This is a genomic window from Shewanella zhangzhouensis, assembly GCF_019457615.1.
GTDB classification, from domain to species: domain Bacteria; phylum Pseudomonadota; class Gammaproteobacteria; order Enterobacterales; family Shewanellaceae; genus Shewanella; species Shewanella zhangzhouensis.
This window is the reverse complement of the sequence record NZ_CP080414.1, coordinates 3,684,517-3,711,515: the sequence shown is the minus strand read 5'-3', so window position 1 is coordinate 3,711,515 and position 26,999 is coordinate 3,684,517. Positions and strand designations below refer to the sequence as shown.

Here is a 26,999-nt window from a genome sequence, read left to right as displayed (position 1 = left end):
ATGACCTTGAACGCTCTGCCTGTCTGCGACCTTTTTGACGAGCTGAAACGCTCGCTCGCCCAGCATCAGCAACTCATCCTCGAAGCCCCCACAGGTGCCGGTAAGTCCACGGCGCTGCCACTGGCATTGCTGGATTGGCCAGAGATATCCGGTCGCATCATTATGCTCGAGCCCCGCCGGGTGGCGGCGCGCAGCGTGGCGCGCTTTATTGCCAAACAGCGAGGCTGTCAGCTTGGCGCCGAGGTGGGCTACCGGGTGCGCGGCGACAGCAAGGTCTCCAAAGAGACCCGCCTCGAGGTGGTTACCGAAGGCATTTTGACCCGAATGATCCAGGACGATCCTGAGCTCGATGGGGTTGGGCTTATCATTTTCGATGAAATCCACGAGCGCCATTTGAGCACCGACCTTGGGTTGGCGCTGGCGCTGGAAGTGCAGGCAGGGCTCAGGGATGACCTTAAAATCCTGGCCATGTCGGCGACCCTAAGCGGTATGCCGCTGCAAACTCTGATGCCCGAAGCTGTGCTGCTACGGAGTGAAGGCCGCAGTTATCCGGTTGCCGTGGAATACGCCTCAGTGCCCACAGGCGCCGATTGGCAGGCCCATATGGGCAAAATCCTGATGGAACTTGCCACGGGTAAACGCCCACTGCCTGAGGGGGTTACGCCGGGCACTGTGCTCGCGTTTTTACCGGGTAAGGCCGAGATTGAGCGTTTGAAAGAGTCTCTTGCCGAGCGCCTCAGCGAGTCGGAATTTGCCATCTGCCCCCTTTACGGTGAGCTCGATGCCAACGCCCAGGACAGGGCCCTCAGTGCCGATCCCGATGGGCGCCGCAAACTGGTGCTGGCCACCAACGTGGCCGAATCGAGCCTGACCATAGATGGGGTGACTCTGGTGGTGGACTGCGGCTTTGTGCGCCAGGCCAGTTTCAATCCCCGCACCGGTGTTACCCGCCTTGGACTTAAGCGCATCAGCCAGGCCTCTGCCATTCAGCGTGCCGGCCGGGCCGGACGACTGGCACCGGGGCTCTGTATCCGGCTTTGGAGTCAGGACGAGTTTGACCGCCAGATGAAGGCAGAAGAGCCGGAGATCTTACGCAGTGAGCTGGTATCACTGGCCCAGGAAGCCGCCGTATGGGGCGCACGGGATTTTGCCGCATTAAAACTGCTGTCCCAGCCGCCAAAAGTGAACGAGTCTCTTGCCTGGGCGCTCCTTAACGATTTGGAGCTGGTGGACGACAACCACAAGCTCACGGCCCTTGGCCGGGATGCCCATCGTCTGAGCTGCCATCCCCGCCTGGGGCATATGCTGCTTAAAGCCAGGGCGCTCGGAGAGGCTGAAAACGATGCCACCCTGGCGCCGCTGGCATGCCTGCTGGCGGCCATTCTGGAAGGCCGTGGATTACCGCGCAGGGGCTGTGACATCAGCCACTACCTGATGTGGGCAACGTCGGGCCAGGCCGGTCAGCAAGCTAAACAGTGGGCGGCCAAGCTCGGCATCAGGGTCGATTTCGCCGCTGTGGCCAAAGCCGCCCATCCACGGGACTGCGGCCTCTTACTGGCGCTGGCGTACCCGGACCGTATCGCCATGGCCCGCGGCAAGGATGGTTTTGTGCTGGCCAATGGCACCGGCATTACAGTGGATGAGAGCGACGCCATGGCGCTGGAGCCCATGCTGGTGGCGGCGGATTTTGGAGAACTCGAAGGCCGCAGCGCGGGGCGCTTGTGGCTGGGGGCGCCGCTGGATGCGCGCCTCTTCGACGGTCCGCTGGCCTTTTTGCAAAGTGAGCGCGAGGTCAGTGGCTTTGATGAAGGCCGCGGCCGCTTTGTGGCCGAAAAGCAGCGGGTGGTGGGCAGTCTGGTGCTTGGCCGCGAAACCGTGAGTCAGGTGCCCGCGGCCCTCAAAACCAGCGCCTGGATAGCCCGTATTCGCCAGAAAGGATTGGCGTGTCTGGGCTTTGATGAGGATGCCATGCAGCTCAGGCGCAGGGTCTCGCTGGCGGCCAGTTTGCTTGGGGGCGATTGGCCCGCCATGGACGATGAGGCGCTGCTTGATGGCCTCGAAGACTGGCTCGGGCCTTATTTGGGCAATATCAACAGCCTGAATGAGTTCAATAAACTGGACGCCGGGCGCCTGCTGCGCGACAGCCTCGACTGGCAGCTGCGCAGAACCCTCGACGAAGCCCTGCCGACCCATTACCCTATGGCAACCGGCACCCAGGCCCCCATTCGCTACGAAGACGATGGACGCGCCATGCTCAGGGTGCGATTGCAGGAGGCCTATGGCATGGCGGCAACGCCCTTGTTGGCTGGCGGACGGCTTAAGCTCACCATGGAGCTTCTGTCTCCGGCACAGCGGCCATTGGCCCTGACGGCGGATCTGGCCAGCTTTTGGCAAGGCCCCTATCAGGAAGTAAAAAAGGAAATGCGGGGCCGTTATCCCAAGCATTTGTGGCCGGACGATCCGGCAAACACCTTACCGACCAAATTTACCAAGAAAAAGACCTTGGGCCAGGCCTGAGGCAGAGAAAGTATGACTTCAGATAAACGGAATTCAGGCAAAAGGGCGCCCGCCAAGGGCGCATCGGCAAAGTCCAGAACGTCAGCCAAAGCGCGTAATAAGCCCGGGATCCTGTGGCGTATATGGTCATTCCTGTGGAAGCTGACCCTGGTCGTACTGGTGCTCTGTGCCGCCTATGGCATTTATCTCGACCAGCAAATCGCCCGCAAATTTGAAGGCCAGAAGTGGCACCTGCCAGCGCAGATTTACAGTCGCTCCATGGCGCTCTATCCCGGTGCGGCCGTGAGTCATCATCAGCTCCTGGCGGAACTCCAGCTGCTGGGGTATCGAAAGGTGGCCAATCCCCGTCAGGTGGGTGAGTTTTCGGCCTCCGCTACCCGTATCGATTTGTGGCGCCGTCCATTCCTGCATCCGCTGGGTAGTCAGGATGCGTCACGTGTGATGATTACCTTTGATTCCCAAGGGGTTTCAACGGTGTCACGCCATGGCGACAAGCGCGAACTGGCGGTGTTTCACCTGGAGCCCATGCTGCTGGACCGCCTGATAGCGGACGACGGTGAAGACAGGTTGTTTGTACCGCGCAAAGAAGTGCCAGATACCATGGTAGAAGCCCTGCTGCTGGTGGAAGACCGCAGCTTTTACGAGCACCACGGGGTGAACCCCTTCGCGATTTTGCGCGCCGCCTTTGTCAATATCAGTGCCGGGCGCACAGTGCAGGGGGGCTCGACCCTGACCCAGCAGCTGGCGAAAAACTTCTTCCTCTCCAGCGAGCGCTCCCTTATCCGTAAGGTCCGCGAAGCCCTGATGGCTATCATCATCGACTTCCGTTACAGCAAGGATGAGATCCTCGAGGCCTACCTCAACGAAGTCTACATGGGCCAGGACAAGTCCCGTGGGGTGCACGGTATGGGGCTGGCATCGCAGTTTTACTTTGGCCGTCCGCTTACCGAGCTCACCACGGCCCAGCAGGCCTTTTTGATTGCGGTCATTAAGGGGCCTTCTTACTACAACCCATGGCGTTATCCGGCCCGGGCGCAGGAACGACGTGATCTGGTGCTGAGACTCTTGATGGAGTCGGGCAAAATCAGTGTCAACGACTTCCAGATTGCCGCCGAATCCCCCCTGGGTTTAAGGCCAGAAGGCAGACCCGTGCATCAGCGTATGCCCGCCTTTTACACCCAGGTGAAGAAGGAACTGGCACTGCGTTGGGGGGACAGCCTGCTCAATGAGTCAGGCATCAAGGTGTACACCACCCTCGACCCCATAGCCCAGGAAGCTGCCGAGAAGGCCGTGAAAGACGTGATGGCCCGTATCGGCAAAGACACCAAGGAATTGCAGGCGGCCATGGTGGTTACCGACAAGTTTGGTGGCGGCATTGCGGCCATGGTGGGGGACAGAAACCCCAGCTTTGAGGGCTACAACCGGGTCAGCGAAATGCGTCGTCCCATTGGCTCGCTGGTGAAGCCCTTCGTGTACCTGACTGCCCTTGAAGACAGCAACTACAACCTGATGACGTCCCTGAAGGACGAGCCCTTAACCGTGACCAACAAGCACGGCCAGAGCTGGTCACCCATGAACTACGACAAGACGTTCAGTGGTCAGGTGCCTTTGATGCGTGCCATGTACAAGTCACTCAACGTTCCCACTGTGAACCTGGGGCTGGCCGTGGGCGTGGATGCCGTGATTAACACCCTCGACGATGCCGGTTGGCGCGGTGAGGCCATTAATCCCTATCCGTCGATGCTGCTGGGCGCCGTGGATGGCTCGCCGCTGATGGTGGCACAGATTTACCAGACCCTCGCAGACAATGGCCGTTATCGCCAGCTCTCCACTGTCACCGATGTGCTGGATATGAATAACGAAGCCATACTGGCCAGTCGTTTGCCCTCTGAGCAATCCCTTGAGCCAGCGGCTGCCTATCTGTCACAGTACATCATGACCCGTGTGGTGTCAGAAGGTACCGGGGCACGTCTTGGCCGCACCTTCCCCAACGTCACCCTGGCGGGCAAGACGGGCACCAGTAACGACAGCCGTGACTCCTGGTTTGCCGGCTTTGATGAGCGGAACGTGGCCGCAATTTGGGTGGGCCGCGACGATAACGGCAAGACCAAGCTGGTGGGCGCCAGTGGCGCCATGGCGATTTATCAGGCCTTCCTGGAGGCTCGCCCGCCGGTAGCGCTGAGGATGACCCCACCTGACGATGTGGTGCAGGGTTATTTTGATTTGAGTGGTAATGCACTGGAAAAAGGCTGCCCGGGTGCGGTGGCACTGCCTGCCAAAGCGGGCAGTTGGAAGCCGGCACAAAATTGCGGCAAGCCTTTGTCCTGGTGGCAAAAAATCATCGGTGGTTAAATCTGGATAAGTTATCTGAGATTGACTGAAAAGCCCGGCATTGCCGGGCTTTTTGTTTGTTGGTCAGGGTGTATGGTGTCAGGCAAATTTAATACGGTTGCCGCCGGCCTCTTTGGCCTGATACATGGCCTCGTCGGCACGCCGCAAAATATCTTCATGGCGGCTGTGCCCCTCATCCAGGCACACGCCCACACTGGCTGTAACCTTAAGCTTGTTGGCGGGCGCCGGAAAGCAGAGGCTTTCGATATTGTGGCGGATACGTTCGGCGATGGTGCCCACTTCCTCTTCGCTGGCAGAGGCCAGCAGTACCACAAATTCCTCGCCGCCCCAGCGGCCACACTGGTCACGATTGCGTATCGAGTAGCGTATCACCCGGGCGATATCCGTCAGCACCTTGTCGCCCACCTCATGGCCCAGGGTATCGTTAATGGATTTGAACCTGTCGATGTCTATCATGATCAGCGCCCGACAGCGGCGCTGGCTGTCGAGGTGCCACAGTCGCTGTAATTGCTCGCTGAAGGCGCGGCGGTTGGCTATGCCGGTAAGGGGATCGGTGGCCGCCAACTGTTGGGCCAGCACGCGCTCTTGCTCTGATTGGCGAAACTGAGCCGCGAGCGCCAGCGCCAGCAACATGGCGTCGATAAACATACCTATTTCGGCCGCACGGTAGGTCCACTGGTTGAAACTGATATAGCCCTCAACCGCGAGCCCCGTGGTGCAGCTGCCGACCATGGTCGACAAAGACGCCAGCAAAAACAGCTTGGCGGTGGGCAGCCCGTGCTGCCAGGCGAGTATGCCCAACAGGGGCATCAGCAGGGTAAAGATATAGACAAAATCGAAGGCGAAGATGAGTCCAAGCTCCCGATCGTCGGTGGCCATGGCCACCCCCTGAGCGGCCATCATCAGCACCGCCAATCCCAGCACCACATAGCTCAGATGGGGGCGGAGCTTGTCGATACCCAAAAAACGCAGCGCGAACATCAGCCCCGACACACAGTAAAGTGTCATCAGCATGGGGTGAGACCACTGGCGCCAGTGGGACAGGCCGGGCCAGAACCAGAACTGACCGTGGCCGGTATAGCTCAGGTTGAGCAGAATAAAACTGAATAAAAACAGTGAATAATAAAAATAGCTGCGCCTGCCTATCCCCAGGAAGAGGATAAAGTTATACCCCAGCAGCGCAAAAAGACCGCCATAGAGAAAGCCGTAGCTGAGCAACTCGATGCGATTACGCTGGTTCGCTTGCTGTGGACTTGTCAGGTAGACGGGGACCAACCTGGGATCGGGCCCCGACACCCTGAGCAGGAGCAGCTGATTGCCCGGGGGCAGCCACAAAGACTGGCGCATAAACCGGCCATCTTCCGCTGTGGCATTCAGGTCGCCGCCGTACCAGGCCTGCATGCGGTCACTCTGGTCAAACAGATAGAGTGCCACCTCATCCTGCCAGGCATTGGCGAGCTCGAAAATGAGCTGAATATCAGCATCGGACGGGTTTTGTAACGACAGCGCGAGCCACAGCGGGGGGGCGCCTATCCCCAGACTGGGGATCTTTTTGCCATGGGGTGCAAAGCGTCCCCGCTCGAAGGCGGTTTTGGCATTAGCAGGGCTGAGGGGCGTGTCGGACTCAATCAAATACATCCATTCCCGGGACAGTGGGTCCCCGGGCAGTTCGTCCGGTGTGAGTGGCTGGGCGTGGGCAAACAGAGAAAACAGCACCAGCGCCAACAACCCCAGCGCTTGTCGCAAACTCATCTATTCGCCTTGGGTGGTGACATCTGGTTAAATATAGTAATGATTTATGGGTAGTTTGTATAATTTTACATACACCTGTTCGGTAAATGTTTTGCTGTGACCGCCCACGCTTCCTGCTAAGGTGGACTCCTGAATAATATGGCAATTGGAGTCTGACCCATGACGGAACTGCATCATCCCCTGAATGACTTTATTGAATATCCTCCCGAAGAGATGGGACGACGCGCACAGGCCAATCTTATCGAGCTTCGCCGACGTCACTCCATTCGCATGTTTTCAGACAGACCTGTGGCCAAAGAGATCATTGAGCAATGCATACTGGCGGCGGCCTCGGCGCCAAGCGGTGCCAATCATCAGCCCTGGCATTTTGTGGCCATTTCCAGTCCCGAGGTGAAGGCCGCCATTCGCCGCGAGGCCGAGGCGCTGGAGCAAAGTTTTTATCAGGGGCGGGCGGGGGAAGAGTGGCTGGATGCGTTAAAGCCCTTGGGGACCAATGCCAATAAGGCCTATCTGGAGCGGGCTCCCTGGCTCATCGCCGTGTTCAGCCAAAAGCGCGGTGGAGTGGATGAAGGCGATAACAAGACCAACTACTACGTGCATGAATCTGTTGGTATTGCTACCGGATTTTTGATTCAGGCGCTGCACCATGCAGGCCTTGGCACCCTGACCCATACCCCAAAACCCATGAGCTTTTTGAGCAAAATTTGTGGCCGTGACAATGATGTGGACCGGCCCTACATGCTGATTGTGGCCGGGTATCCCGACAAAGACGCCACAGTCCCCGATCATGCCCTGAAAAAGAAATCTCTGGAACAGGTGGCTTCGTTTCTATAGTTGGCTGTTTATCAACAGATATTTAGCAGCGCAATAGAGAGGGGCAGGATTCAGTTTCAAGTCACTGGCGCTACAGCTTGTTGCACTGTTCGTGTCGGCTGTGGCGGCCTTACCCCATGCCGGCATGGGGTAAGGTGAGTGGCTCAGTTCAGCGCCTGGTTGGCGGGACTGGCCATAAAGGCGCGCAGTTTTGTGTTGTCTACGCTGTCATCACTGTTGCGGATCACTTCCTTGTCCGGGTCTATCTGAAACTGCAATCGCATCGCCTGTTTGACAACGGCTGCATCGTCAAAGGCATCCATTTCCACCAGAAGTAAAAAGTATATCAGTACCCCCCGAAACTCTTGGGGATGGGCGCGGCAATACTCAATAAAGGCTTTGTTGGCCTCAGGAATAAAGCCGCTACTCGCCAGATTGATGGCATAGATAAGTCGCTGGTTGGTGAGGGTTTCGCCGTAATGGGCTTTCCCCAGCTCATATGCGCGCAGGCTGTTGTCCAAGTCCCCGGCCATCGCAGCCAGATTGGCCAATGGCTGAGCATTGTCCAGAGTCAGCGCCGGGCGGTTTGCGTGGATCTCATTAAGAATATCCTGGGGTAAGTCCATTTCGAGTATGCCGGTAAAGGAAAGGTAGTCTCCCATGATGATGGGGTCCTGTTTCACTGCATCACTGAACCTGTGATACACCTCAACCATATCGTCCACACTGAGTGCACGCCCCTGTTTTACCTGTAAGGCCAGCTCCAAAAATCCCGAATTTGTCAGGTCGGGGGCATGCTGCATGTAAGCCCCTAATACGGTGGTGCCACGGGAGAACGCATCCTGAAGTTGCCAGTCCAGCAGCTCCGGCTCAGAGGTCAGCGGGTTGGTGCGAAAATAAATCACAGCAACGCCGGGTAACCCTCTGACGTTGTTACTCAGTAAAATTTGCCCATCCCGCACCGCATCAACGTGCCAGTCTGAACTATGGCTGACGAAGGTATTGAAGCGCTGTTCAAACAGCTGTGCAAACATCTGGGCATTGATCGGTTCTTCACCCGTGGCGCGCATATGCTCAAGCACCAAATCCCGGCGCCATATACCGTCGATATCCTTGTTGTTCAGCCTCTGTGCCAGTCGCTCTGCATAGGAGTAGAGGCGCTCCAGCTGACCGTTTCCGGGTGTGTTAACGGCTGAGGCACTGTGGTTGGCAGGTGCCCTTTGGGTGGATTTTTGTGTGGCATTGCAGCCCAATAAGAGTACTGGCAACAGCAGGCAAAAAAGCAGTCTGGACATCATGATTCCTTAGCGAGTACCTGTATTCAGGTGTTGTTCCAGATAGTCGATACCGGGGTTGCTGGGTTGGGTAAAGTCTCCTTCAGCGGTGCCGGTGTAGTAGATATCCCGATCGATTTTTTTCAGCGCGTCAACGTACTCGGCGCTTTCTGCGGCGGGGATCCTGTCCTGCTTGAGGACCAGTGAATGTTGCCGGATAAGGGTGCCCGGGCGACCCAGTTCGCTGGAGCGATAGGCGAGGCTGGGAGTGTCAATTATCAGGTCTTCCCCGTTAACGTGCACCTGAACCGGCTGGGGTAAGCTCACCCGAATGGTGTGGTTGACACTCACAGGCCCGGATATGGCCATTGGCTGGGTACGCTGTATCACCGATGGCAGTTGAATGAGATCGGTAAGCTTGAAGGCCAGCATACTGAAATTGGCAATTTTACCTTCGATGTTCCAGAAGTTATCTATCTGGTATTGCTCCCGGAGCAGGATCTCGTTTCGACCTTCTTTGCTGTCGTGTATCAACACAGGCGCTTGCAGGCGGATACCGGGGTAGAGCTTGGCATAGTAGTTGAGGTAGTGCTGCTCCACATCATAGGTCGAGACCCCCTGAAGTTGATAGCGCATCCGATCGGCCTCTTTACCGCGGTAGCGACTGACCACATACATATCTACTGGGCCATCATATCCAGAAGCGATAAGTGACTGTTCAACATCGATTCTGTCTGCAGCGGGCGAACTCTGTGGCATGGCCGTCAGTGCCGATTCTCCCTGACGCAGCACCAGTGCATAGCCGAAGTCCGGTTGTGTCAGTTGTTCCAGTCCCTGCGCCTGCACGTGATTGGTGCCATCAATCCAATAGTGTTTACCGTTAAACTCCACCAGGTTAATAACATGGTCAAACAACACGCCGGATGGCTGCTGCTCCGGTAACGAGCGACCACTGCGGGTGTTGACCAGCGCAGGGTAACTGTCGATGCCGACGTTAGAAAGCAGGAAATTCATCAGGTTGGCCTTGTCTTTACAGTCGCCGTACCGACGTTCGAACACCTGATTCGGGGTATGGGGCACATGGCTGCTTTGCCCCATTTCGATGCCAAAATAGCGAATGTCCTGCTGCACAAAGCGCACGATTTCTTCAATCTGTTTGGCCTGATTGCCCATTGCCCTCAAGCTGTTTACATACTTGGTCAGCGCTGGGGACGGGGTGTTGTCAAACTGGTAAAGACCGCTGGCCCAATTGGCTATGGCGGCCCAATTGTCGCTGCTGCTGAAGGTGACATAGGGCGACCATTTGACATCTGCCGGCGCACCTTCTTCATAGCTGTATCTGGGCACCTTGGTTTGGCGCCAATGATACTCGATGCCATATTTGCCTTTGGATTCGGTGGCTGGGGGCAATTCGTGCAGTTTGAGCTGCAAGGGGACACCACTGGCGTTGATGATGCCCAGATTGACCAGGTCGACGCTTGCTTCCCAGCCCATCTGAAAGTAGCCACCAAACTGTTTTCCGTAGACTGGATTTCTGCCTTCGAGTGAGTAGCTGTATCTCAGCGTGTCACCCACGCGCAGATCGGGAACCACCACCACGGCAGTCGCCAGTCCATGGAACAAATCATTCACCAGCTCCGGTTCCTGGTTGATAATATTGATGCGCGCCGTTTCCAGTCTGTCGCTGACAACGCCGTTGCGTTCCACCTGCAGGCTGTGCAGCTTCATGGATTCGAACGCAGGGTTGAAGGTCAGCTCGAGCTTGGAGAGTTCCTTCACTCCCTGATGATTGGCCGCCAAGGCAGCAAATTCGAGGAAATAATGATCCGATAACGGCGATATCAGCACTTGTCGTGATACCAACCGGAAGTGGCTGGGGCCATTATTGAGCTGTGCAGGCAGCGCTTGAAGCGTCTCGTGGGTGGCCCAATCGGGGGCGGGAGAGACTTCGAGGGAATATTCACCTGAGGTTATGGTTTTGGCTTGGCTTGGCGAGAGGGCCAATAGTGCAGACAATCCTGCCACGAGCAGGAAGTGGATCCATCGGTTCACTGAGCAGTCCTTGAGTGGAAGTGGCACCTTATGTGCCGACCGAGAGAAAAATTTATCACATTTGGCTAACATGTCGCAAAGTGTGGGTGACAATTTCCTTGTTTATTATGCAATTCCCATCGATTGGCTCACATCGAGGGAAAGCCGGAGAAGGCTCAGTGGCAGGAAGATCCAGAATCAACATGGCTGGCTTAACAAACAAAGACAAAGGGTCAATATCTGTGGCTAAAGCAGACAAGGACGGGGTGGCCGGTTTGGGTAAATTGGCCAGGGTGGATATTGCCACCCTCAACCTGTTTAACTTTTTGGCGCCCCCCGCTGCCGCCTATGAGTTTGATCGCATCTACACCAGGGCCCAGTGGCAGAAAAAATGCGACTGGCTGCGCCACTGCGTGGCCAATCTCGAGGCCGATATCATAGGGTTTCAGGAGGTGTTCAGCGTCGATGAACTTAAGGCCTTGATGCAGGAGCTGGGCTACCCGCACTTTGCCGTGGTCGATACCCCAAACTGTGAAGATTATGTCTGCCGCTCTCCTGTGGTAGCCATTGCCAGCCGTTTGCCGCTGGCAGAGGTGGCGGCGGTGGAGCCCGAACCTGCCGCCCTTGCCGCCATGGACCTTAAGGCGGATTTTCGCTTTGGCCGCAGGGTGCTCAGAGCCACAGTCAGCCTTGCTGATTGGGGCATGCTGGATATCTATGTGCTGCACTTTAAATCCCAGCGACCACTGTTTGAGCCAGAGGCTTTGGGTGGTATGAAGGCCGCGCCAAGGCTCCTGGCCCACCGGGCACTCGGCAGTTTTGCCAGCAGCGCCCGCCGCGGCTTTGAGGCCATGCTCCTGTATCAGGCGCTCATCAATCGGCGGGATGAGACTGCCAATCCCATGGTGGTCATGGGCGACTTTAACAGCGGATTGGATGCCGCCGAGTTTCGCGGTTTCTGGCTGGGGGCCGATGCCATTCATGGCAACGACAGACAAGTGGCGGGCCTGGGGGGCTTGAGCGAACAGGCCTTTGCCAACGCCATCGGCCACTTTACTCTTAAAGATGCCTCGGTGCTGTTTCTGGAGGGCCAGCTGTTTGACCGGCAAAGTGGCGGCCACCACGGAGCTGACTCAACGGAAGATTTAAGCTGGGCAAGGCGACCGACCCATTATCTGGGCTCCCGCGGCAGCCTGCTGGACCATATCCTTCTGAGTCAGGATTTTGATGGGGCATTGGCCCCAGCCCGTGGCCGGGTATGCCATTTCTCGGTCTTCGATGAGCACCTTAGAAGCCCCGTGTATGAACGTGACAGTGAAAGCTCAGATCATGCGGCTCTGGTAGTCGGGCTGGAACTTCTATAGCGCGACGAAGTTCTACCGAGGGAGCCAAGATTTGGATCATGCGGCCTTCATAGGATGGTTGGGCTGGAGCTTCTGTAGCGCGAAGCCAACCGGCTGCGGGTTAACGAAGACTCCAGATCATGCGTCCTTAATGGAGTGGTTGGGCTGGAGCTTCTGTAGCGCGAAGCGAACAGGCCGCGGGTTAACGAAGACTCCAGAACATGGGCTCTTAATGGAGTGGTTGGACTGGAGCCTCTATAGCGCGAAGCCGTTCTGCCAAGGGTTATAAAGGCCCGGGATCCTGCGCCGCTAATCATTGGGCTGGAGCTTTTTTAAGGGAATGCCTGCCAAGCCTGTGCAAACAAGGTAAAATAGGCCGCATTTCACGGCAGTGGCGCACCGGCTGCGGTCATCAGCAACCCGGTATGCGCCGCCTCCAATCTGTAACACGCCGCCTTTGGCGTTATCGAGACATCTTCATGAGCATTCGCATCAAACTCAAGCCGGGACGGGAAAAGTCCCTCGACCGTCGTCACCCCTGGGTGTTTTCCAGCGGCGTCCACAACATCAAGGGCAAGCCCCTGCGCGGTGAAACCGTGGATGTGGTGGCACACGACGGCCGCTGGCTTGGCCGTGGTGCCTGGTCTGATGCCTCGCAAATTCAGGTGCGTGTCTGGACCTTCGATAAAGAAGAAGCTATAGATCGCGACTTTTTCGCCCGGCGCATCGCCCGCGCACAGGCTGGCCGTGATGCGCTTATCCGCGAAAAGGGCCTCACCGGCTATCGTCTGGTCGGCGCTGAGTCCGATGGCCTGCCCGGCATCACCATCGACCGCTACGCCAATGTGCTTGTGTGTCAGCTGCTGTCGGCCGGCGCCGATTACTGGCGCGACACCCTGGTGTCTGTGCTGGCCGAGCAGTTCCCCGAGTGCGCCATTTATGAGCGCTCCGATGTGGACTCCCGCAAGAAAGAAGGCCTGCCGCTGGTCACAGGTTTACTCCATGGTGAGCTGCCCGCCATGCCACTGATTATTGAAGAAAACGGCATCAAGATTGCCGTGGATGTGGAAAAGGGCCACAAGACCGGTTTTTACCTCGACCAGCGCGACAACCGCGCCATGGCTGCCCGTTTCGTGGCAGGCAAGTCGGTGCTCAACTGCTTCTGCTACACGGGCACCTTTGGCCTCTATGCCGCCAAGGGCGGTGCCGCCAGCATCGAGAACGTGGACGTCTCCACCCTGGCGCTGGACACCGCCCGTCACAACATGGCCATCAACGGCCTGAACGACGACCATGTGACCTACAGTGAAGCCGATGTCTTCAAGCTGCTGCGTCAGTACCGCGACGAAGGCAAAACCTTCGATGTGATAGTGCTCGACCCACCCAAGTTTGCCGACAACAAGGCCCAGCTCAATGGCGCCTGCCGTGGTTACAAGGACATCAACATGATTGCCATGCAGCTGCTTAAGCCCGGCGGCACGCTGCTGACCTTCTCCTGCTCCGGCCTGATGCCCGCAGACCTGTTCCAGAAAATCGTTGCCGACGCCGCCCTCGATGCCGGCCGCGACGCCCAGTTTATCGAGCGCCTGAGTCAGGCCTCAGACCATCCAATCGGCGCCGCATTCCCGGAAGGTTTCTACCTCAAGGGGCTCGTTGCCAGGGTCTGGTAACCCAGAGTGCCAAATGAAAAGCCTGCTCTCGATGAGCGGGCTTTTTTGCTTTCTGACTTCTAAAAAGGTGCGCTGAGTGGCTCAGCTGACACAGGTTTTACGCCGTCTTTCAAGGTGATTTTGTATGTATATTTCTGATATTGAAAGTTATTACTATTTCGTCTGAGACGCATTTTAACCGGCTTCTATACTTTTGCAGGCAGTAGAAACGCTGCCATGACTCAGTCGCGAGCCATGGCAGTGACCACGGTAAACAAGGAAGAACCGCTATGAATAAGACAAAGCTTTTTGTGTTGGTAAGTTCTCTGTTAAGCGCTAGCGTCTGGGCAAGCCCACCAGGCGAAAATACCCAAGGCAGTACCACAATTTCCGTATCCGACAGTGTGATTGGGGCAAACACCTGTATGGTTCCGGCTTCCGCCATGGCAAGCGATGCTGACAGCGATATTTCGGCCAGTGCGCTGGCGAGTGCCATGTCGGCAGCTTCATCCTACATCGACATCAGTTATTCCGGCGGTGTGAACCTTGACCTGACAAGGCACGGGAAAAACGGAGCCGTGCATCAGGTCGCGCTGACCGCGAATATGGGCAGTGGTACCCTGTTCGCACAGATGGCGAGTGCCGGGGCAGAGGGCAGCGCTGGTGCTTCGGCCACCGCCAGTGCCGAAGCAGAGGCTGCTGCCCAGATGATTGCGCAGGCCTATTCCAGTGTGTTTCAAGGTATTGATTTTTCGATTGATCTTGAAGTAATTGAAATCAGGGTCAGGGTGGGGACCAACGCGACGGCGGAGGCCGTTGCCGAAGTCGAAGGTGCTACTGAGAGCTCGGCTGAAGCAGAGTCCGGAGCGGGGGCTGACGGCGACAGCAGTGCATCTGCCAGCGCAGTGGGCGGCGGAATCTCCAGCAGTGGCAGCACCTTCTACGTCCAGGGTGCGAACATAGAAACCTTCACCGCGCAGATGAGCGCCGCAAGTGGCACTGTATTTAATGTTCAAACCTCTGCGCTGGCTCAGGTCTATGCCGACGCCATTGCCACCGCACTGGTGTATGCCATGGCAGAAGCCTCCTCTGAAGCGCAGGCATTAGGACGGCTGACCTTTGAATGGGATTTGCCGATTATAGGATCAGGCTCTCTCCCGGTGGTGCAAGACTTTGATTCTGCGGCCAACGCGGCGCAGGAGATTGCCAATGCAGGCCAGTTGATTGCCTCCTATGCGCAAGCCGCCGCAACCTCATCAGCCAGTGCCTTGGGTGGTTCGTCGGTAAATATGGGCATGATGGTGCACTATGAAAATCTGCCAGGCACAGAAGATCTGCTGGAAATTGTGGGCAGTGGCAGCCTTGCGCTGGATTGCTCACAGGCATCGGCAAGTGCCAGTGCATCTGCTCATGCTGGGACTAACTAGGCAAGCACCGCTTGATGATGCCTGAGGGGTTTTCACCCTGACACGGCAACATCCGAAAGGCCTGTTCTTGATGAGCAGGCCTTTTTGTTTGAGCCGAAGGGTTGGCTGCAACCATTCGTCAGCTTACCCCTGCCGAGATAGACATTGCCAACACCTAAACTGGGGAGTTTGAGCAAAATCCCAATGACTGTTTTGAAAATCCAAATTTTGGCTGCAGCCATCTGATTTAACGGGTTTTAATACCATTTTTGACGTTTGATTTTCCGAGATAAATTCGCAGAATGAGAAAATAAAATACGAAATAACTATCTATTCTGCTGACAAAGTGTATAGTGACCGCAGCTCATCGAGCACAGTTACTATTGATATATTTAGTTCAAGATTTTCTCAGTTTCAAACGAATCAGTTTGTCATATTTATCCTGCGATTCCTTTTTCTTCATTTCCAATTTAGTAGCTTCAATTTTTATTTATGCGAGATATTTATGTCTATTAAAACTACTGGTTCAGTAAAATGGTTCAACGAAACAAAAGGCTTTGGCTTTATCACCCCAGATAATGGTGGCGCCGATGTATTTGTTCACTTCAGAGCCATTGCTGTTGATGGCTTCAAGACCCTGGCCGAAGGCCAACAGGTTCAGTTTAACGTAGAGCAGGGCAACAAAGGCCCACAAGCTGCAAACGTTACCCTGCTGTAACTGCTTGTTTTTAAGGTGTCTGCTGCGTAGCAGGCACCTACACTGCCTGGATATCTGCAACGCGGCACTCTTAGGCCAGCCGTTCAGGTATCACCCTCTTTTATCAAATCGATAGTATCAACGCAGATAGTATCAAACCGATAGTATCAACGCCGATAATTTCAAACAGATACTATCCAGATAATATTAACAGCGCACGCTATTCATCACAGCTCACACCTCAATAATCCATCAAGATTAACGAGTCTGCTGGTACAGGCACAATGGGTAACTCTCACGATGTCATCCTGAGAGTGTTTGAATTTCAATCAGAAAAGGAAGTAAACCATGAGCAATAAAAAGCCTGGGAATAGTCCTCTGAGTGATAATTCAAAAAAGCCTGTTAACAGCCATCAAATCAGAAATGAAATCGACGATATTCTGATAGCCAGAGAACAACATAAAACGCTGGAACGTTAACCGGAGACCCCTATGCGAAAGCCATCTAACCGCAAAGTCGGCAAAAAAGTACGTCAGGATAATTTCGATACCAAGTTCGAGCATATGGTGGGTGAGTACCAAAGCGCCAAAGCAGCTCTGGATACCCTGGAAGAAGACAGTGTTGAATATGCAGCGCAGAAAAAACAATGCGATCAGCTGTTCGCCAGCGCCGAGCGGTTTTTCAATAGCCGTCAACGGTAAGCCGCTAAGCGTTGCGGCTATCACAACTTTCTGATTGTGTGCACTCTTCAACCCCGTCTTTGCCTGAGCCATTCTGGCGGTTTGCAGAAACCTCAAGCTGAGTAGTTGCCAAGCTGCGCTTGGCGAAGGTCGTGGGTTAGAGCCCAACCCCTCTTAAATTCGAAAGGCCTGTTCATCAAGAACAGGCCTTTTTGTTAGGTCAGCGAGTTGACTGCGGCACTCTGGCCGCTTGCAGCAACCTTAAGCAGGATAGATGCCAAGCGCTGCTTGGCGAAAGTCGCGGCCTTCCAGCCCGCCTCCGGGCAAGGGGTGTTGCTTGTCCAACACCCCTTGCATCCCCAAGGACACTCCCGACGAAGCGGAAAGCCCCTTCGGGTTTAAGCTGAAAATTGGCTAACGCGCCAGACGCTCATCCCTGATTCGACTGGCGCTGCTTCGGCATCCATGCCTCGCTACGCAATTTTCAGCAACACCCTCGGCCGCTTCGATGGGGATAAGCGTGTCGTCCGACAGTGAGATGAACAGTTTCATCTCACAGGTCTCTTGCCGCCACGCGGAAAATTGTGCATTCCTCAGAATAAGAGTTTTGGCTGTCCCCTCTCTTTGCTCTTTGATTTGACAGCCCTGTTAACGCGTTATGTGGCCGTTTTGAGTGCTTTTGTTAAGTCTCTCATCGCTAAGATGTTGATTAAATTTGGAAGTTGGTCTGAAAAACGTTTCACGAATTGTAAGTGATTTTTATAGATATCATCTTTTTCTGAATTATATCCGCCACCAATAATTGAACACCCGTTTTTCAGCACAAGTGATGAAAATACCATGTGTGATGCGTGTGAATAGCCATTATAAAAATCTTTGGCCTGTTTTAGCCAGTTCGAACCTTGCTCTAGACCGATAGCCTCAACATTATTTACCACAATATCGATTGCCTGATATGGATATGTGGATTTATCCCCAGAAAAATATGCTTCATCAAAGTCAATAAGTTTAACCTTCTTGCCTCTGCCAACCTGAACCTTTGCGTTGGTAGTTAACAACATACACATTGCTAGCGCTTCATAAGAGATTCTAAAGGTATTTCCTGAGGCGTTTATAAACCCTTCAGTGAGCAAACGAACACCTGAAATTTGGGACTCTAAACACAGAAATAGATACTCTCTAGCCCAAGTCGTCGAGTCGGCTACATCTTTGTATGCACTTTCGAAAATTCTCTCAGACGCCTCGAAGTTTTGAATAATTTGAGTAAGGTCATCATCAAATTTACTGACAAACTCTTTGATACTTCGATCAGCTCTAATAATTTGATGCGTTTCGATGGAGCCCTCCTAATAGTCTTAACGCCGCCAGCAACGGTCTAGCGAGCTTCGCTGGTTTTGTTAGCAGCTAATTCTAGTACAATCATCTATGCCTGAATACCGCAACTGAAGTTCAAAACCGTTTTCGAATCTGAGGGTTGCACCACAACCTTCATTATCACCATGGTACTCAATTGACGAAAGTTTTTGCCCTACAACGCTATTATGCTCTTCCAGTTCGACAAGCACTAAGATATTTACTAAGTCGGAATTCACGGGGTGTTGTGGCATTTCGCACAAACGCCAGAATATCGAAGAACCCTCAAAGCACAGGTGATGCCACTGACCTTCAAACTTCAAATAAACAATGTTTGCGGGATCAACTACCCGCAAAGATTCCTGCAATTGAAGGAGTCGGAACCCTTCACAGGGTTTCCCAACGATGTGAGGCTCTCTGCCGTTTATGTAATAGCTAGACTTTGCTGAACTCATGTTGATTGTTAGCATTTTAGGAGTGCGACGTTACAAGGTTGCCCAAGCTTCCCATGCCTTGCAAGGTATCTGTCGTAATTAGCCTGAAGGTAAGACCAATCCTGCTTGGAGCGGCCGAGGGCGAAAATGGCGTCGAGAGACAGAAAGAAGGGGAGGAATACCCACAACTCTTACACTAAACACTGTGCCCAAAGGTTTCACTTCTCTATCCCCTTTGAAGTCGCTTTGGATGTTTGGCTGAGTGAAACGGGCAAGCTGAGATAGGGAGATCGAGGCAGCGACCGTTGAGCATGGAGCGAATCGGTCGCGGTGTCCGTTTTCAGCCCAAAAGTCCAAAGTGCTCGACTTCGTCGGGGGCGGCGCGGGAGATCCAAGAGGGGATCGCTGTAGATCCCCTTTTGGCCGGGTGTGGGTTGGAGACCCACGACTTCCGGTCGCTTGCAAAGCGACAAAGAGTTAACAGCCAGAGCAGGCTGTGGCATCAGCCTCCCTACTTCTGTGTTGCCCTGTAGTGGTCGAAGTTCTCGATATAGTCATCAAGGTTGGCTTCGAGCATCTCTTTATAACGCTCCATGTAATAGTCCATCATTTCCTGCTTCTTGGGCTGCATCTGCGCCTGGGTTTCGAAGCTGGTGGAGGCAAACCAGGCGTTGTAGCGGGCGACGGCCCACATGAAGGAGGCGCTGATCTCGCCGGTTTTGATAGCTGGGTCCTGATTTTGCTGGTTGGCGAGCTTGATCAGCTCGGAGGCGCGCTCGTAAAAGGCATTTTGACTATTGGTAGCGGTCTCAGAGGTGGTATCAGTGCTGGTTTCAGATGTGGTCTCGGTGGCAAGCGTTTCTTCAGACATGGGATATTCCTGTGTGAAGGGTCGGTTCCTGAAGGAAAAACGCCAGGAACTCGCCCCGTTTGTAGTTGCCCTTACCCTAAAGTATTTGCCTTTGAAGTGACAGCCGACTGAATCACAGAATGGCGCGATAGCCTGACAAATAGCTGCGCCGCATCCCAAAACATCCCAAAGCGTTGTCCCGGCGAAGGCTTTCGCTAATACCCCGTCAGCTCCATATAGCCCTCACCTCTGTGGCTGCCGCTGTCACTGTCACTGATGCGCACCGGGCCTTCCCAATAGGGCATGCTGAGCTGCATGCGGGCGTCGCCGTTGAGGGCCTCAACCTTGAGATTAAGCTGGCCGCCTGCGCTTTTGTCTTTCAACCTCAGCTGCCAGACAACCGGATAGCCCTGACGGTAGTCGGTCGGCATCATCGAGAGCACCTCCAGCTGCTCACTGCGACCATCGGGCCACATGCGATTGGCATGGGTGAAGGACTTGGCGTTTTGTTCACGCAGCTGAAACAGCATCAGCGCCGAGCCATCGTCGAGGCGCAGGGCAAACCAGTCCCAGCCCTGTTGTGCCAGCCCCAAAAAGGCGCTGCTCCATTCGCGGTCGAGCCAGCCCTGGCCGCTGACCTTTTGCCACTCGCCATCCAGCAGTACCTCTCCCTCGATATCGATAAAAGGTGCCGAGTAGTAATAGGATGCCAGCCCCGCATCGAAGCTCTTGGCGCTGTAACCCTCATCGCCCTGAAGTTGCAGCGGCGAGCGACTGGAAAGCCTGAGACGATAGGCGGGGGCTTCGGCGCCGTTTGCGCCTGCAACAGTGAGGCTTGCGGGAAAGAGAACCGGGGTGTTGGATTGCCAGCGCCAGTCGGCGAGATGCACCGAAAAGGGGTTGCCGCCAGCGGCTGCAAGTTGGCTGTGGCCACGGGACCATTGCTCGGCAGCCACATGGCTGTGCTCGCGGGTGACGGCGGCGTGGGCAAACCACAGCTGGCGGCTGTGCCAGCCGTCGTCGGCGCTGTGCTGATTGCCACCCGGCAATGCCGAGTCGGGTTCTGGTTTCAGCGCCACCCGAAACTGGGTCCACTGCAGCCCCAAAGGCTCGCCGCTGGCGGTTGTGAGGTTGGCGGTAAGATACCACCACTCCTGGCGGAAATTATTGTGGGGGCCGTGGTCGGCAGGAAAACTCAGGGGTGTGCCGGGGCTCACGGTATCGAAGCCTGCAATATCCCCCGCCATCAGCTCCCCCATGCCGGGGGCCGCTGTGTCTGGGGCCTGATGCCGATTGTCGCCGCTTTTGCCACAGCCAGAGGTCAGCAATAAAGCCAGCGCAAGCAGGGGCAAGAGCTTGATTTTCATGGCTAAGCTCATATCAATTCGCCTCCTGCTGCAAACTGCGGATTAGCGGGCGACGGCTTTGACGCCACAGGGGCCAGGCGAGGGCCAGCGAGGCCGACAGCAGCGCCGCACCTATGGCGGTAAGTACCGGCAGCCATTGCCAATCCATGGTGAGGCTCCAGCCGAACGAGAGCAAAATGACCTTGTGGATCAATAGCCAGGCGAGTATCCAGGCCACGGGCACCGCAAGCAATGCGGTGGCCAGCACCATCAGCAGCATTTGCACTGCGCTCATTAACAGCAGCTCCCGGCGGCTCACCCCCAGGGCGTGCAGCCGCGCCAGCGGATTTTCGCGGCTGGCGGAGAGCATGGACAGCGCCGAGAACAGGCCAATGGAGGCCACGAGCAGGGTGAGAGTGCCGAGGCTTGCGGTGATTTCAAAGGTGCGGCCAAACATGGTGATGGCAATTTTTTTGATGTTCTGCTGGCTGAAAATCAGCGAGCGTGACAGCTCAAGCTCCCCGGCAAGGTCGTTGGCAAGCTGCTCGGCGTCGCACGCGTTGCAACTCAGCGCCAGACTCATGGGAATGGGGGAGAGCCCCAGCTCAAGCCATAACGCTTCCTCGATAAGGGTTTCAAACTGCTGATTACCGTGATCGTAAAAAATGCCGGCAACCACCAGGTTCAGGCGTTGGCCGCCAACGGCCACATCCAGGGTATCTCCAAGCTGAATATTGAGCCGCAGCGCCATGGGCTCATTCACCAGAATTTGCCTGCCGCCTTGCTCCATGGCTTGCCACAGCGTGTCATCGAATAGCTTCAAGGTGCTGGTTTCCCGTACCGACAGGCTATCCCGCGCCAGCAGGCGGAAGCGGGTATCGCTGTTACCCTGGCCTGTGAGCACGGCGGGGCTGGAATATTGGCGGTAGCTGGCGCTGATGCGGCTGTCGCCATCGAGTTTTGCCATGACCTCCTGCATGCGGCTGTCGCCGGGCCTTAAGTAAATATCGGCATGGAGCCTCTGGTTGAGCCAGGCCTTTAAGGTGCCTTCAAAACTGCCCACCAGGGTCGTCATGGCGATATTGGCCGACAGCGCCAGCAGCATGGCCATCATGGCCAGCGACATGGGCGGTGCCAGTACCTTAAGCTCGGCCACCAGGTAGTGTGACAGCCCAGGTCTGTAGAGGCCTGGCCTGGAAAATAGCGCAGGCAGCCGCGCCAGCAGGCTGGGTAACAGCAGCGGCGTTGCCAGCGTCACCAGCGCAATCAGCCCCAGGCTATAAATCGGCAACAGCCGTGGCAGTTGCTGCTCCCGCAGATACTGGCTTACTTGAGGCTCCACCAGGGTTATCAGCAGCGCCAGCAGGAGCAGCGCGGCGGCAACAGTAAGCTGCAGCCGCTGCATTCGGGTATCGAATCCCTGACTTGCCGCCTGATGACGACTGCTGGCGAGCGGCGTGGCCACCAACCTTGCCATCAGGGGGATGCAGGCAAAGAGGCTCGCGGCGGCGGTCAGGCCAAAGGCTTCAATAAACCAGGCTGGTTGCCAGTGGCCGGGCAAGAGGCGAGCGCCGTAGATTTGCTCCAGTGTCATGGCGACCAGTGGCATAAGCACCTGACCCAGCCACAGCCCCAGCACAAACCCGGCTAAGGCGCCGAGGCTAACCATCAGCATCAGCTCCAGCGTCAGGGCGCCCAGAAGTTCCCGCTGCCCCACACCCAGCTGGCGCAGCTGCAATAAAAGCCGGGTGCGCTTCATCAGGCTGTAACGCACGCCGTTGTAGGCGATAAAGAGCCCCACCACAAAAGACAGCAGCCCCATGGCCTTGAGGCTTAAATGAAAACTGCCGGTGAGTTCACTGAGTGCCGCCCCATTATCTTCGGCAACGATTTCAAGGCTTGAAATAGCGATACCGGCCTGTTGCAGATGCTGTTTTAAGGCATCGAGGCCGATGTTATCCAGCACCTCAATGCTGCTCAGTGTATCGGACGTCTTCAGCGCGGCTTTGGCAAAGGACAGGTCGGCCACCATGGCGCTGCCAAGGCCATAACTGTCATCCAAACCAATCAGGGTTATTTCCTTGCCACTCAGGGTGACGTCGCCTGCGGCCTGAATCTTTTCGAGGTGGCTTTGGCTTAGCAGCAATACAGGCTCGCCGCTGAGCAGGCTTGCCAGGTCAAGGTTGGCAGAGAGGGGGCTGCCGGATTTGGCCGATGCGCTCTGGGGCGCAGGACTTTGGGGATCAGAACTGGAGGTCGCCGCGGAACCGGCCGCAGAAGTGGCGGCGATGATGTCGATACCGTCGATGTAAAAGCGTCTGCCGCTATCGTCGGTGATGACGCCGTTTAATCTCGGCAGCAACTTAAGGCCCTGGCGACTGAGGCGAAAATAAATGTCATCGCTGAGAAACGCGGCGCCCCCTGCCGGCAGCAGGGTAAAGGCGGCGCGGCCAGAAAGGGGCGCCGTGGCCTCGCGGTAGCTGGCACGGGCATTTTCATTGATGCTTTTGACGGCCGTGAGCAGTACCACGGAGAGGATAATGCCCAGCAAAATGGCCCCGGCCTGCAGCGGCGCACGGCGGTAATGGCCCACAAAGACCTTGAGGCTCAGCCACAGGCCATGTTGGGTGGGTGCTGTTTGAGTCGTGCCCATGCTTATGCCCGGCCCGGCCTGTCCGAGTCCGGCACGAGTTGTTGAGTCGCCGGACTGCCACCTGCGGACCGCTGGCCCTCTGCAATCTGGCCATTGCTGAGGTGCCAGCGTCTTTGCATAAAGGCGGCGCAGCGCTCGCTGTGGGTCACCATCAGGATGGCGGTATTGCTTTCCCGGGCGAGGCTGGTGAGCAGGGTCATCACCTCGTCGCCGGCGTGCTCATCCAGGTTGCCTGTGGGTTCATCGGCAAGCAGCAGCGGCGGGCGCTGGGCCAGAGCACGGGCGATGGCGACCCTTTGCTGCTGACCGCCGGAGAGGCTGTCCACCGGGCGGGACAGAAGCTCGGTCAGCCCCAAACGGCTTGCCAGGGTATTGCACCAGTCATCCCAGGGCAGACCGTTTAAAGCGAGGGGAAAATGAATATTGGCCTGCACATTTAACGGTTCCAGCAGGTTGAACTGCTGAAACACCATGCCAAGCTCGCGGCGGCGAAACGCGTCCCAGTCTTTGGCGCTGAACTCATGGGTGGGTCTGCCAAGGAGGCGGATGTGGCCATCGTCGGGACCATCGAACCCGGCAATCAGATTGAGCAGGGTGCTCTTGCCGCTGCCGCTGGGACCTGTGAGGGCGACAGTTTCACCGGGGTGGATTTCCAGGGTGAGATTATCCAGTACCCGGTGTCGCTCTGCACCGTCCTGAAAACTCTTGTGTATCTCCTGCATGGCGACTATCGGCGTCATTACCTCTCCTTAGTTCGGCCGTCACTGCCAGGTGTTGCCGGCAATAACTGGACAAAGGATAACCTGCTGCTTTGGGAAAAACTACGTTAAAACAAGCGGGAAAGATCAGCTGGATACCGGAGGGAATGACGGATTTGGTCCAAAACTTGAGAATGGCGGCGCTTACCTGGAATGGTTAACCTCAAGACTTTGCCGCTGGCAGATGCCCTGAGCAAAAAGTCAGGGCGTGAAGCAGCGGCGGATGTCTGGCTTATGCCAACTCTGTGCTCAGCGGTTGGCGGCGTAGGCGCTAAGCTCCTCGATACTTACGCGGGTCACAAAGTGATTGTCGACAAAGAAGTCCACCCCTTCGCCGCTGCGCTTACCTGTCATGGTTTGGTCGCGGCCATCGCTGAAGCGCACCAACATGGTCAGGGTGTTGTCATCGATGGCAACAAACTGAGCATTTTCAATCTGCTGGCGGTTGTTGGCGCCCAGGGCGCCCTTGAGCGGCGCATCGGTCAGCTCCTTATCCAGCTTATCGTTGACCTTGATAATGGTCTTGGCGGGCATGTCCACCAAAGCCGGAGACTTGCCGGTGATAGGGTTTTTGCCGGTCCAGAATTCGATACTGTTGAAAATAAAGAGGTCGGCTGTGGCGGTGAGACCATAAACCGGCGCCAACAGCATGTACAGACCAGCGCGGCCATAGCGGTTATCCACCGCCGACAGGTTGCCCTGGGTCAGCATGCTGCTCAGGCCCATTTGGCCCATACAGGCAGTGAGTTGGGTGCTGGCAAGCAGCGCCAGCGTCAGGGTGACTTTGTTCAATTTCATGTGGCTCAATCCGTGTGAAATCAATCGGGTATTCGGGGCGCAGATTCTAGTGGCTGGGCCTTTTATCACCGGGCAGTGGCTCACACTTTGGGGTAAGGATTCTGTTGTGGTCGTAACCGGCTTGAGACCTTTTGTAAGTGATTGATGCTAAAGGTTTGGATTGCTGGCTTTGCGGCGGATTGTATTGCAGAACACTAACAAAGGTTACAGGCAAAGGACGTTGGCAAGCATGATGGGCGTCACGCTTCCCTTGCGACCTGTTGCCTGTATCCCCGGCTTCTGGCAATCTTGCTGCCCCCGCGGCCAAACCGCGGGTTCCGTTCGGATGAAGGTAGCAGGAGAGTTGGGGCATGCCCCACACCGACGAGGCCAACTTCGATGCAAGTCGAAGGACTCTTTCAGGTGCCAGGAATTGACCTGGTGTGGACTGCTACTGGACGAGCCTCTGGAGAGATCCGGTCAGTTACTTTTGGCATCGAGCATGTCAGCTGTAATCGGCACCGGGCGCCGAAGGCGAAAGCCCCTTTGGGGTGAAACGCTCAGGCAAAAGGACAGAGGAGAGGATGATTGCACCACCCTCCCCGGGTGGCCTTTTGCCACAGGTCTCTTCCACCTTGGTTCGCAGCCATTTCTTTTCCTCCTCCGTTTATTAATGTCGTTTGTTTAATAACCGAGGATGCTATGGATTTTCACGCACTGCTGACGCAGTTGAACGCTATTGTTTGGGGTCCTGTGACCCTGTGTTTGTTGGTGGGCACCGGCGTGTACTTCACCGTTCGCTTGAAGCTACTGCAGCTGGTCAAATTACCCCTCGCCCTGCCACTGCTCTTTAAACCCGCCTCCGGAAAGGGGGAGCTGTCGTCCTTTGGGGCGCTTTGCACCGCACTTTCGGCCACCATAGGCACGGGCAACATAGTTGGGGTCGCCACCGCCATCAAGCTCGGTGGGCCGGGTGCGCTGTTTTGGATGTGGGTGGCGGCCTTTTTTGGCATGGCCACCAAATACGCCGAGTGTTTGCTGGCGCTCAAATACCGCACCACCGACGCCAGAGGCAATATCGCCGGTGGCCCCATGTATTACATTGAACGCGGACTTGGCCTTGGCTGGCTCGCCAAGCTCTTTGCCATGTTCGGGGTGGGGGTGGCCTTTTTCGGTATAGGTACCTTCGCTCAGGTCAATGCCATCAGCGATGCCATGACGGTGGCCTTTGCCGTGCCCACCTGGGTGACAGCCAGCGTGCTGACTGTGCTGGTGGCGGCCGTGACCCTGGGGGGCGTTAAGCGCATCGCATCGGTTGCCCAAACCCTGGTGCCTGCCATGGCCATCGGCTATGTGCTGGCCTGCCTTTGGGTACTGCTAAGCCTCCACGACGCCATAGTGCCGGCCCTGTCTTTGGTGGTGAATGCCGCCTTTACCCCGGTTGCCGCCGGGGGCGGCTTTTTGGGGGCGACTGTGGCACTGGCGATTCAAACCGGTATCGCCCGAGGGGTGTTCTCCAACGAGTCCGGCCTTGGCAGCGCGCCCATTGCGGCGGCGACTGCACGTACCAAAGAGCCGGTGGAGCAGGGGCTGGTGAGCATGACAGGCACCTTTTTCGATACCCTGATTATCTGCACCATGACAGGCCTGGTGCTTATCATCACAGGTGTCTGGAGTGGAGACAGCGCCGGGGCGGCCATGACCAGCGCGGCCTTTTCCGCGGCAACAGACCCCTTGCTGGGGCAGTATCTGGTGACCGTGGCGCTGGTGTGTTTTGCCTTTACCACTATTCTGGGGTGGAACTACTATGGCGAGCGCTGCTGGAGTTACCTCACCAATGGCCGTTACGCGGGACTCTATCGGCTGTTCTTTTTGCTGCTGATTGCCGGTGGTGCCTTTATCAAGCTCGACCTTATCTGGCTGCTTGCAGATGTCGTCAATGGCCTGATGGCCATTCCCAATCTGATAGCACTTATTGGACTGCGCAGCGTCATCATCGCCGAGAGCCAATGCTACTTTGGTGCCGCTGGTACCCGCAGCGCCATGACGGTTGGGAAGGCGCCGCTGGAGGGCCCATCAAAAGAGGCTGAAGATGGCCTGTTGAGTTAAGCTGTAATGGCGCTTTGATGTCTGTCAGCGGTAGGTAAATTCCACCTCGCACTGGAGAAAAGGTGATCGGGCTCCCTTGTCTATTCGTATCTTGAATGGTTAAATGGACGAGTTAATTTTTCGCCGAAGTTCAATCAGTTGTGTGACTGAAAGAGCCAAGCCGCTGAAGTCCTTCCCGGGAAGGGGAGAGTGCGTGTCTGACCA

At 56.1% G+C, this 26,999-nt stretch carries 20 protein-coding genes and 1 riboswitch; of the genes, 10 read left to right on the top strand and 10 right to left on the bottom strand.

What is annotated here, in order from left to right; translation table 11 throughout:
- Complete coding sequence (hrpB, locus tag K0H63_RS16280; RefSeq protein ID WP_220065588.1) at positions 1-2,517, top strand: ATP-dependent helicase HrpB; 2,517 nt, start codon at positions 1-3, stop codon at positions 2,515-2,517.
- Positions 2,518-2,529: 12 nt separating this feature from the next.
- Positions 2,530-4,869 carry a penicillin-binding protein 1B gene (mrcB, locus tag K0H63_RS16275; protein WP_220065587.1) on the top strand — a complete coding sequence of 780 codons (2,340 nt, stop codon included), beginning with the start codon at positions 2,530-2,532 and terminating at the stop codon, positions 4,867-4,869.
- 78 nt (positions 4,870-4,947) lie between these two features.
- Here mrcB and K0H63_RS16270 read toward each other — a convergent pair whose 3' ends face one another.
- Positions 4,948-6,621, bottom strand: a complete 1,674-nt coding sequence (locus K0H63_RS16270; RefSeq protein WP_220065586.1) for a sensor domain-containing diguanylate cyclase — start codon at positions 6,619-6,621, stop codon at positions 4,948-4,950.
- Between the two features lie 159 nt (positions 6,622-6,780).
- On the opposite strand from K0H63_RS16270, the gene K0H63_RS16265 reads away from it, so the two are divergent.
- Positions 6,781-7,455 carry a nitroreductase family protein gene (locus K0H63_RS16265; RefSeq protein WP_220065585.1) on the top strand — a complete coding sequence of 225 codons (675 nt, stop codon included), beginning with the start codon at positions 6,781-6,783 and terminating at the stop codon, positions 7,453-7,455.
- 143 nt (positions 7,456-7,598) lie between these two features.
- Here the strand turns inward: K0H63_RS16265 and K0H63_RS16260 are convergent, their stop codons facing one another.
- On the bottom strand, positions 7,599-8,729 hold the full coding sequence (locus tag K0H63_RS16260; protein WP_220065584.1) for a hypothetical protein: 1,131 nt from the start codon (positions 8,727-8,729) through the stop codon (positions 7,599-7,601).
- A 9-nt stretch (positions 8,730-8,738) separates the two neighbouring features.
- Positions 8,739-10,760 (bottom strand): DUF3857 domain-containing transglutaminase family protein, encoded by a 2,022-nt coding sequence (locus K0H63_RS16255; protein ID WP_220065583.1) that lies wholly within the window; start codon positions 10,758-10,760, stop codon positions 8,739-8,741.
- 221 nt (positions 10,761-10,981) lie between these two features.
- Between K0H63_RS16255 and K0H63_RS16250 the strand changes: the two genes are divergently transcribed.
- The 6 genes from K0H63_RS16250 to K0H63_RS16230 all read left to right on the top strand — a co-directional run bounded on the left by K0H63_RS16250 (position 10,982) and on the right by K0H63_RS16230 (position 16,536).
- A complete protein-coding gene (locus K0H63_RS16250) occupies positions 10,982-12,103 on the top strand; it encodes an endonuclease/exonuclease/phosphatase family protein (RefSeq protein ID WP_220065582.1) in 1,122 nt (373 codons plus the stop codon).
- A 458-nt stretch (positions 12,104-12,561) separates the two neighbouring features.
- Positions 12,562-13,752: a class I SAM-dependent methyltransferase gene (locus K0H63_RS16245; protein ID WP_220065581.1), complete on the top strand. Its 1,191-nt coding sequence runs from the start codon at positions 12,562-12,564 to the stop codon at positions 13,750-13,752.
- Between the two features lie 269 nt (positions 13,753-14,021).
- Entirely contained in the window at positions 14,022-15,158 is a 1,137-nt protein-coding gene (locus K0H63_RS16240; RefSeq protein WP_220065580.1) for a hypothetical protein, read from the top strand.
- Between the two features lie 484 nt (positions 15,159-15,642).
- Positions 15,643-15,855, top strand: coding sequence for a transcription antiterminator/RNA stability regulator CspE (cspE, locus tag K0H63_RS16235; RefSeq protein WP_011761070.1), 213 nt, complete (start codon positions 15,643-15,645; stop codon positions 15,853-15,855).
- Between the two features lie 327 nt (positions 15,856-16,182).
- Positions 16,183-16,314 carry a hypothetical protein gene (locus K0H63_RS20135; RefSeq protein WP_258405602.1) on the top strand — a complete coding sequence of 44 codons (132 nt, stop codon included), beginning with the start codon at positions 16,183-16,185 and terminating at the stop codon, positions 16,312-16,314.
- A 12-nt stretch (positions 16,315-16,326) separates the two neighbouring features.
- Entirely contained in the window at positions 16,327-16,536 is a 210-nt protein-coding gene (locus tag K0H63_RS16230) for a hypothetical protein (protein WP_220065579.1), read from the top strand.
- 393 nt (positions 16,537-16,929) lie between these two features.
- Here K0H63_RS16230 and K0H63_RS16225 read toward each other — a convergent pair whose 3' ends face one another.
- From K0H63_RS16225 to K0H63_RS16195, 7 genes are all read right to left on the bottom strand, one after another.
- The gene (locus tag K0H63_RS16225) at positions 16,930-17,067 is read right to left on the bottom strand and encodes a hypothetical protein (protein WP_220065578.1); all 138 of its coding nucleotides are present in this window, start codon (positions 17,065-17,067) and stop codon (positions 16,930-16,932) included.
- A gap of 104 nt (positions 17,068-17,171) precedes the next feature.
- Positions 17,172-17,648 carry a hypothetical protein gene (locus K0H63_RS16220; protein WP_220065577.1) on the bottom strand — a complete coding sequence of 159 codons (477 nt, stop codon included), beginning with the start codon at positions 17,646-17,648 and terminating at the stop codon, positions 17,172-17,174.
- Between the two features lie 1,165 nt (positions 17,649-18,813).
- Entirely contained in the window at positions 18,814-19,173 is a 360-nt protein-coding gene (locus K0H63_RS16215) for a DUF3144 domain-containing protein (protein WP_220065576.1), read from the bottom strand.
- Between the two features lie 194 nt (positions 19,174-19,367).
- Positions 19,368-20,531 carry a lipocalin-like domain-containing protein gene (locus tag K0H63_RS16210; RefSeq protein ID WP_258405601.1) on the bottom strand — a complete coding sequence of 388 codons (1,164 nt, stop codon included), beginning with the start codon at positions 20,529-20,531 and terminating at the stop codon, positions 19,368-19,370.
- A 1-nt stretch (position 20,532) separates the two neighbouring features.
- Positions 20,533-23,151, bottom strand: a complete 2,619-nt coding sequence (locus tag K0H63_RS16205) for an ABC transporter permease (RefSeq protein ID WP_220065575.1) — start codon at positions 23,149-23,151, stop codon at positions 20,533-20,535.
- A 2-nt stretch (positions 23,152-23,153) separates the two neighbouring features.
- A complete protein-coding gene (locus K0H63_RS16200) occupies positions 23,154-23,891 on the bottom strand; it encodes an ABC transporter ATP-binding protein (RefSeq protein WP_258405600.1) in 738 nt (245 codons plus the stop codon).
- Between the two features lie 267 nt (positions 23,892-24,158).
- Positions 24,159-24,707 carry a DUF3332 domain-containing protein gene (locus tag K0H63_RS16195; protein ID WP_220065574.1) on the bottom strand — a complete coding sequence of 183 codons (549 nt, stop codon included), beginning with the start codon at positions 24,705-24,707 and terminating at the stop codon, positions 24,159-24,161.
- A gap of 435 nt (positions 24,708-25,142) precedes the next feature.
- Positions 25,143-25,272: riboswitch (glycine riboswitch) on the top strand.
- A 116-nt stretch (positions 25,273-25,388) separates the two neighbouring features.
- Between K0H63_RS16195 and K0H63_RS16190 the strand changes: the two genes are divergently transcribed.
- On the top strand, positions 25,389-26,795 hold the full coding sequence (locus tag K0H63_RS16190; protein WP_220065573.1) for an alanine/glycine:cation symporter family protein: 1,407 nt from the start codon (positions 25,389-25,391) through the stop codon (positions 26,793-26,795).
- Positions 26,796-26,999 lie beyond the last annotated feature (204 nt).

Bases quoted from the DNA above. Each gene is read 5' to 3' on its own strand.
- K0H63_RS16195 (WP_220065574.1), bottom strand. From the start codon at position 24,707: ATGAAATTGAACAAAGTCACCCTGACGCTGGCGCTGCTTGCCAGCACC.
- K0H63_RS16230 (WP_220065579.1), top strand. From the start codon at position 16,327: ATGCGAAAGCCATCTAACCGCAAAGTCGGCAAAAAAGTACGTCAGGAT.
- K0H63_RS16270 (WP_220065586.1), bottom strand. From the start codon at position 6,621: ATGAGTTTGCGACAAGCGCTGGGGTTGTTGGCGCTGGTGCTGTTTTCT.
- K0H63_RS16260 (WP_220065584.1), bottom strand. From the start codon at position 8,729: ATGTCCAGACTGCTTTTTTGCCTGCTGTTGCCAGTACTCTTATTGGGC.
- K0H63_RS16215 (WP_220065576.1), bottom strand. From the start codon at position 19,173: ATGTCTGAAGAAACGCTTGCCACCGAGACCACATCTGAAACCAGCACT.
- K0H63_RS16225 (WP_220065578.1), bottom strand. From the start codon at position 17,067: ATGAAACTGTTCATCTCACTGTCGGACGACACGCTTATCCCCATCGAA.
- K0H63_RS16240 (WP_220065580.1), top strand. From the start codon at position 14,022: ATGAATAAGACAAAGCTTTTTGTGTTGGTAAGTTCTCTGTTAAGCGCT.
- hrpB (WP_220065588.1), top strand. From the start codon at position 1: ATGACCTTGAACGCTCTGCCTGTCTGCGACCTTTTTGACGAGCTGAAA.
- cspE (WP_011761070.1), top strand. From the start codon at position 15,643: ATGTCTATTAAAACTACTGGTTCAGTAAAATGGTTCAACGAAACAAAA.
- K0H63_RS16245 (WP_220065581.1), top strand. From the start codon at position 12,562: ATGAGCATTCGCATCAAACTCAAGCCGGGACGGGAAAAGTCCCTCGAC.
- K0H63_RS16265 (WP_220065585.1), top strand. From the start codon at position 6,781: ATGACGGAACTGCATCATCCCCTGAATGACTTTATTGAATATCCTCCC.
- K0H63_RS16200 (WP_258405600.1), bottom strand. From the start codon at position 23,891: ATGACGCCGATAGTCGCCATGCAGGAGATACACAAGAGTTTTCAGGAC.
- K0H63_RS16190 (WP_220065573.1), top strand. From the start codon at position 25,389: ATGGATTTTCACGCACTGCTGACGCAGTTGAACGCTATTGTTTGGGGT.
- K0H63_RS16205 (WP_220065575.1), bottom strand. From the start codon at position 23,151: ATGGGCACGACTCAAACAGCACCCACCCAACATGGCCTGTGGCTGAGC.
- K0H63_RS16210 (WP_258405601.1), bottom strand. From the start codon at position 20,531: ATGAGCTTAGCCATGAAAATCAAGCTCTTGCCCCTGCTTGCGCTGGCT.
- K0H63_RS20135 (WP_258405602.1), top strand. From the start codon at position 16,183: ATGAGCAATAAAAAGCCTGGGAATAGTCCTCTGAGTGATAATTCAAAA.
- mrcB (WP_220065587.1), top strand. From the start codon at position 2,530: ATGACTTCAGATAAACGGAATTCAGGCAAAAGGGCGCCCGCCAAGGGC.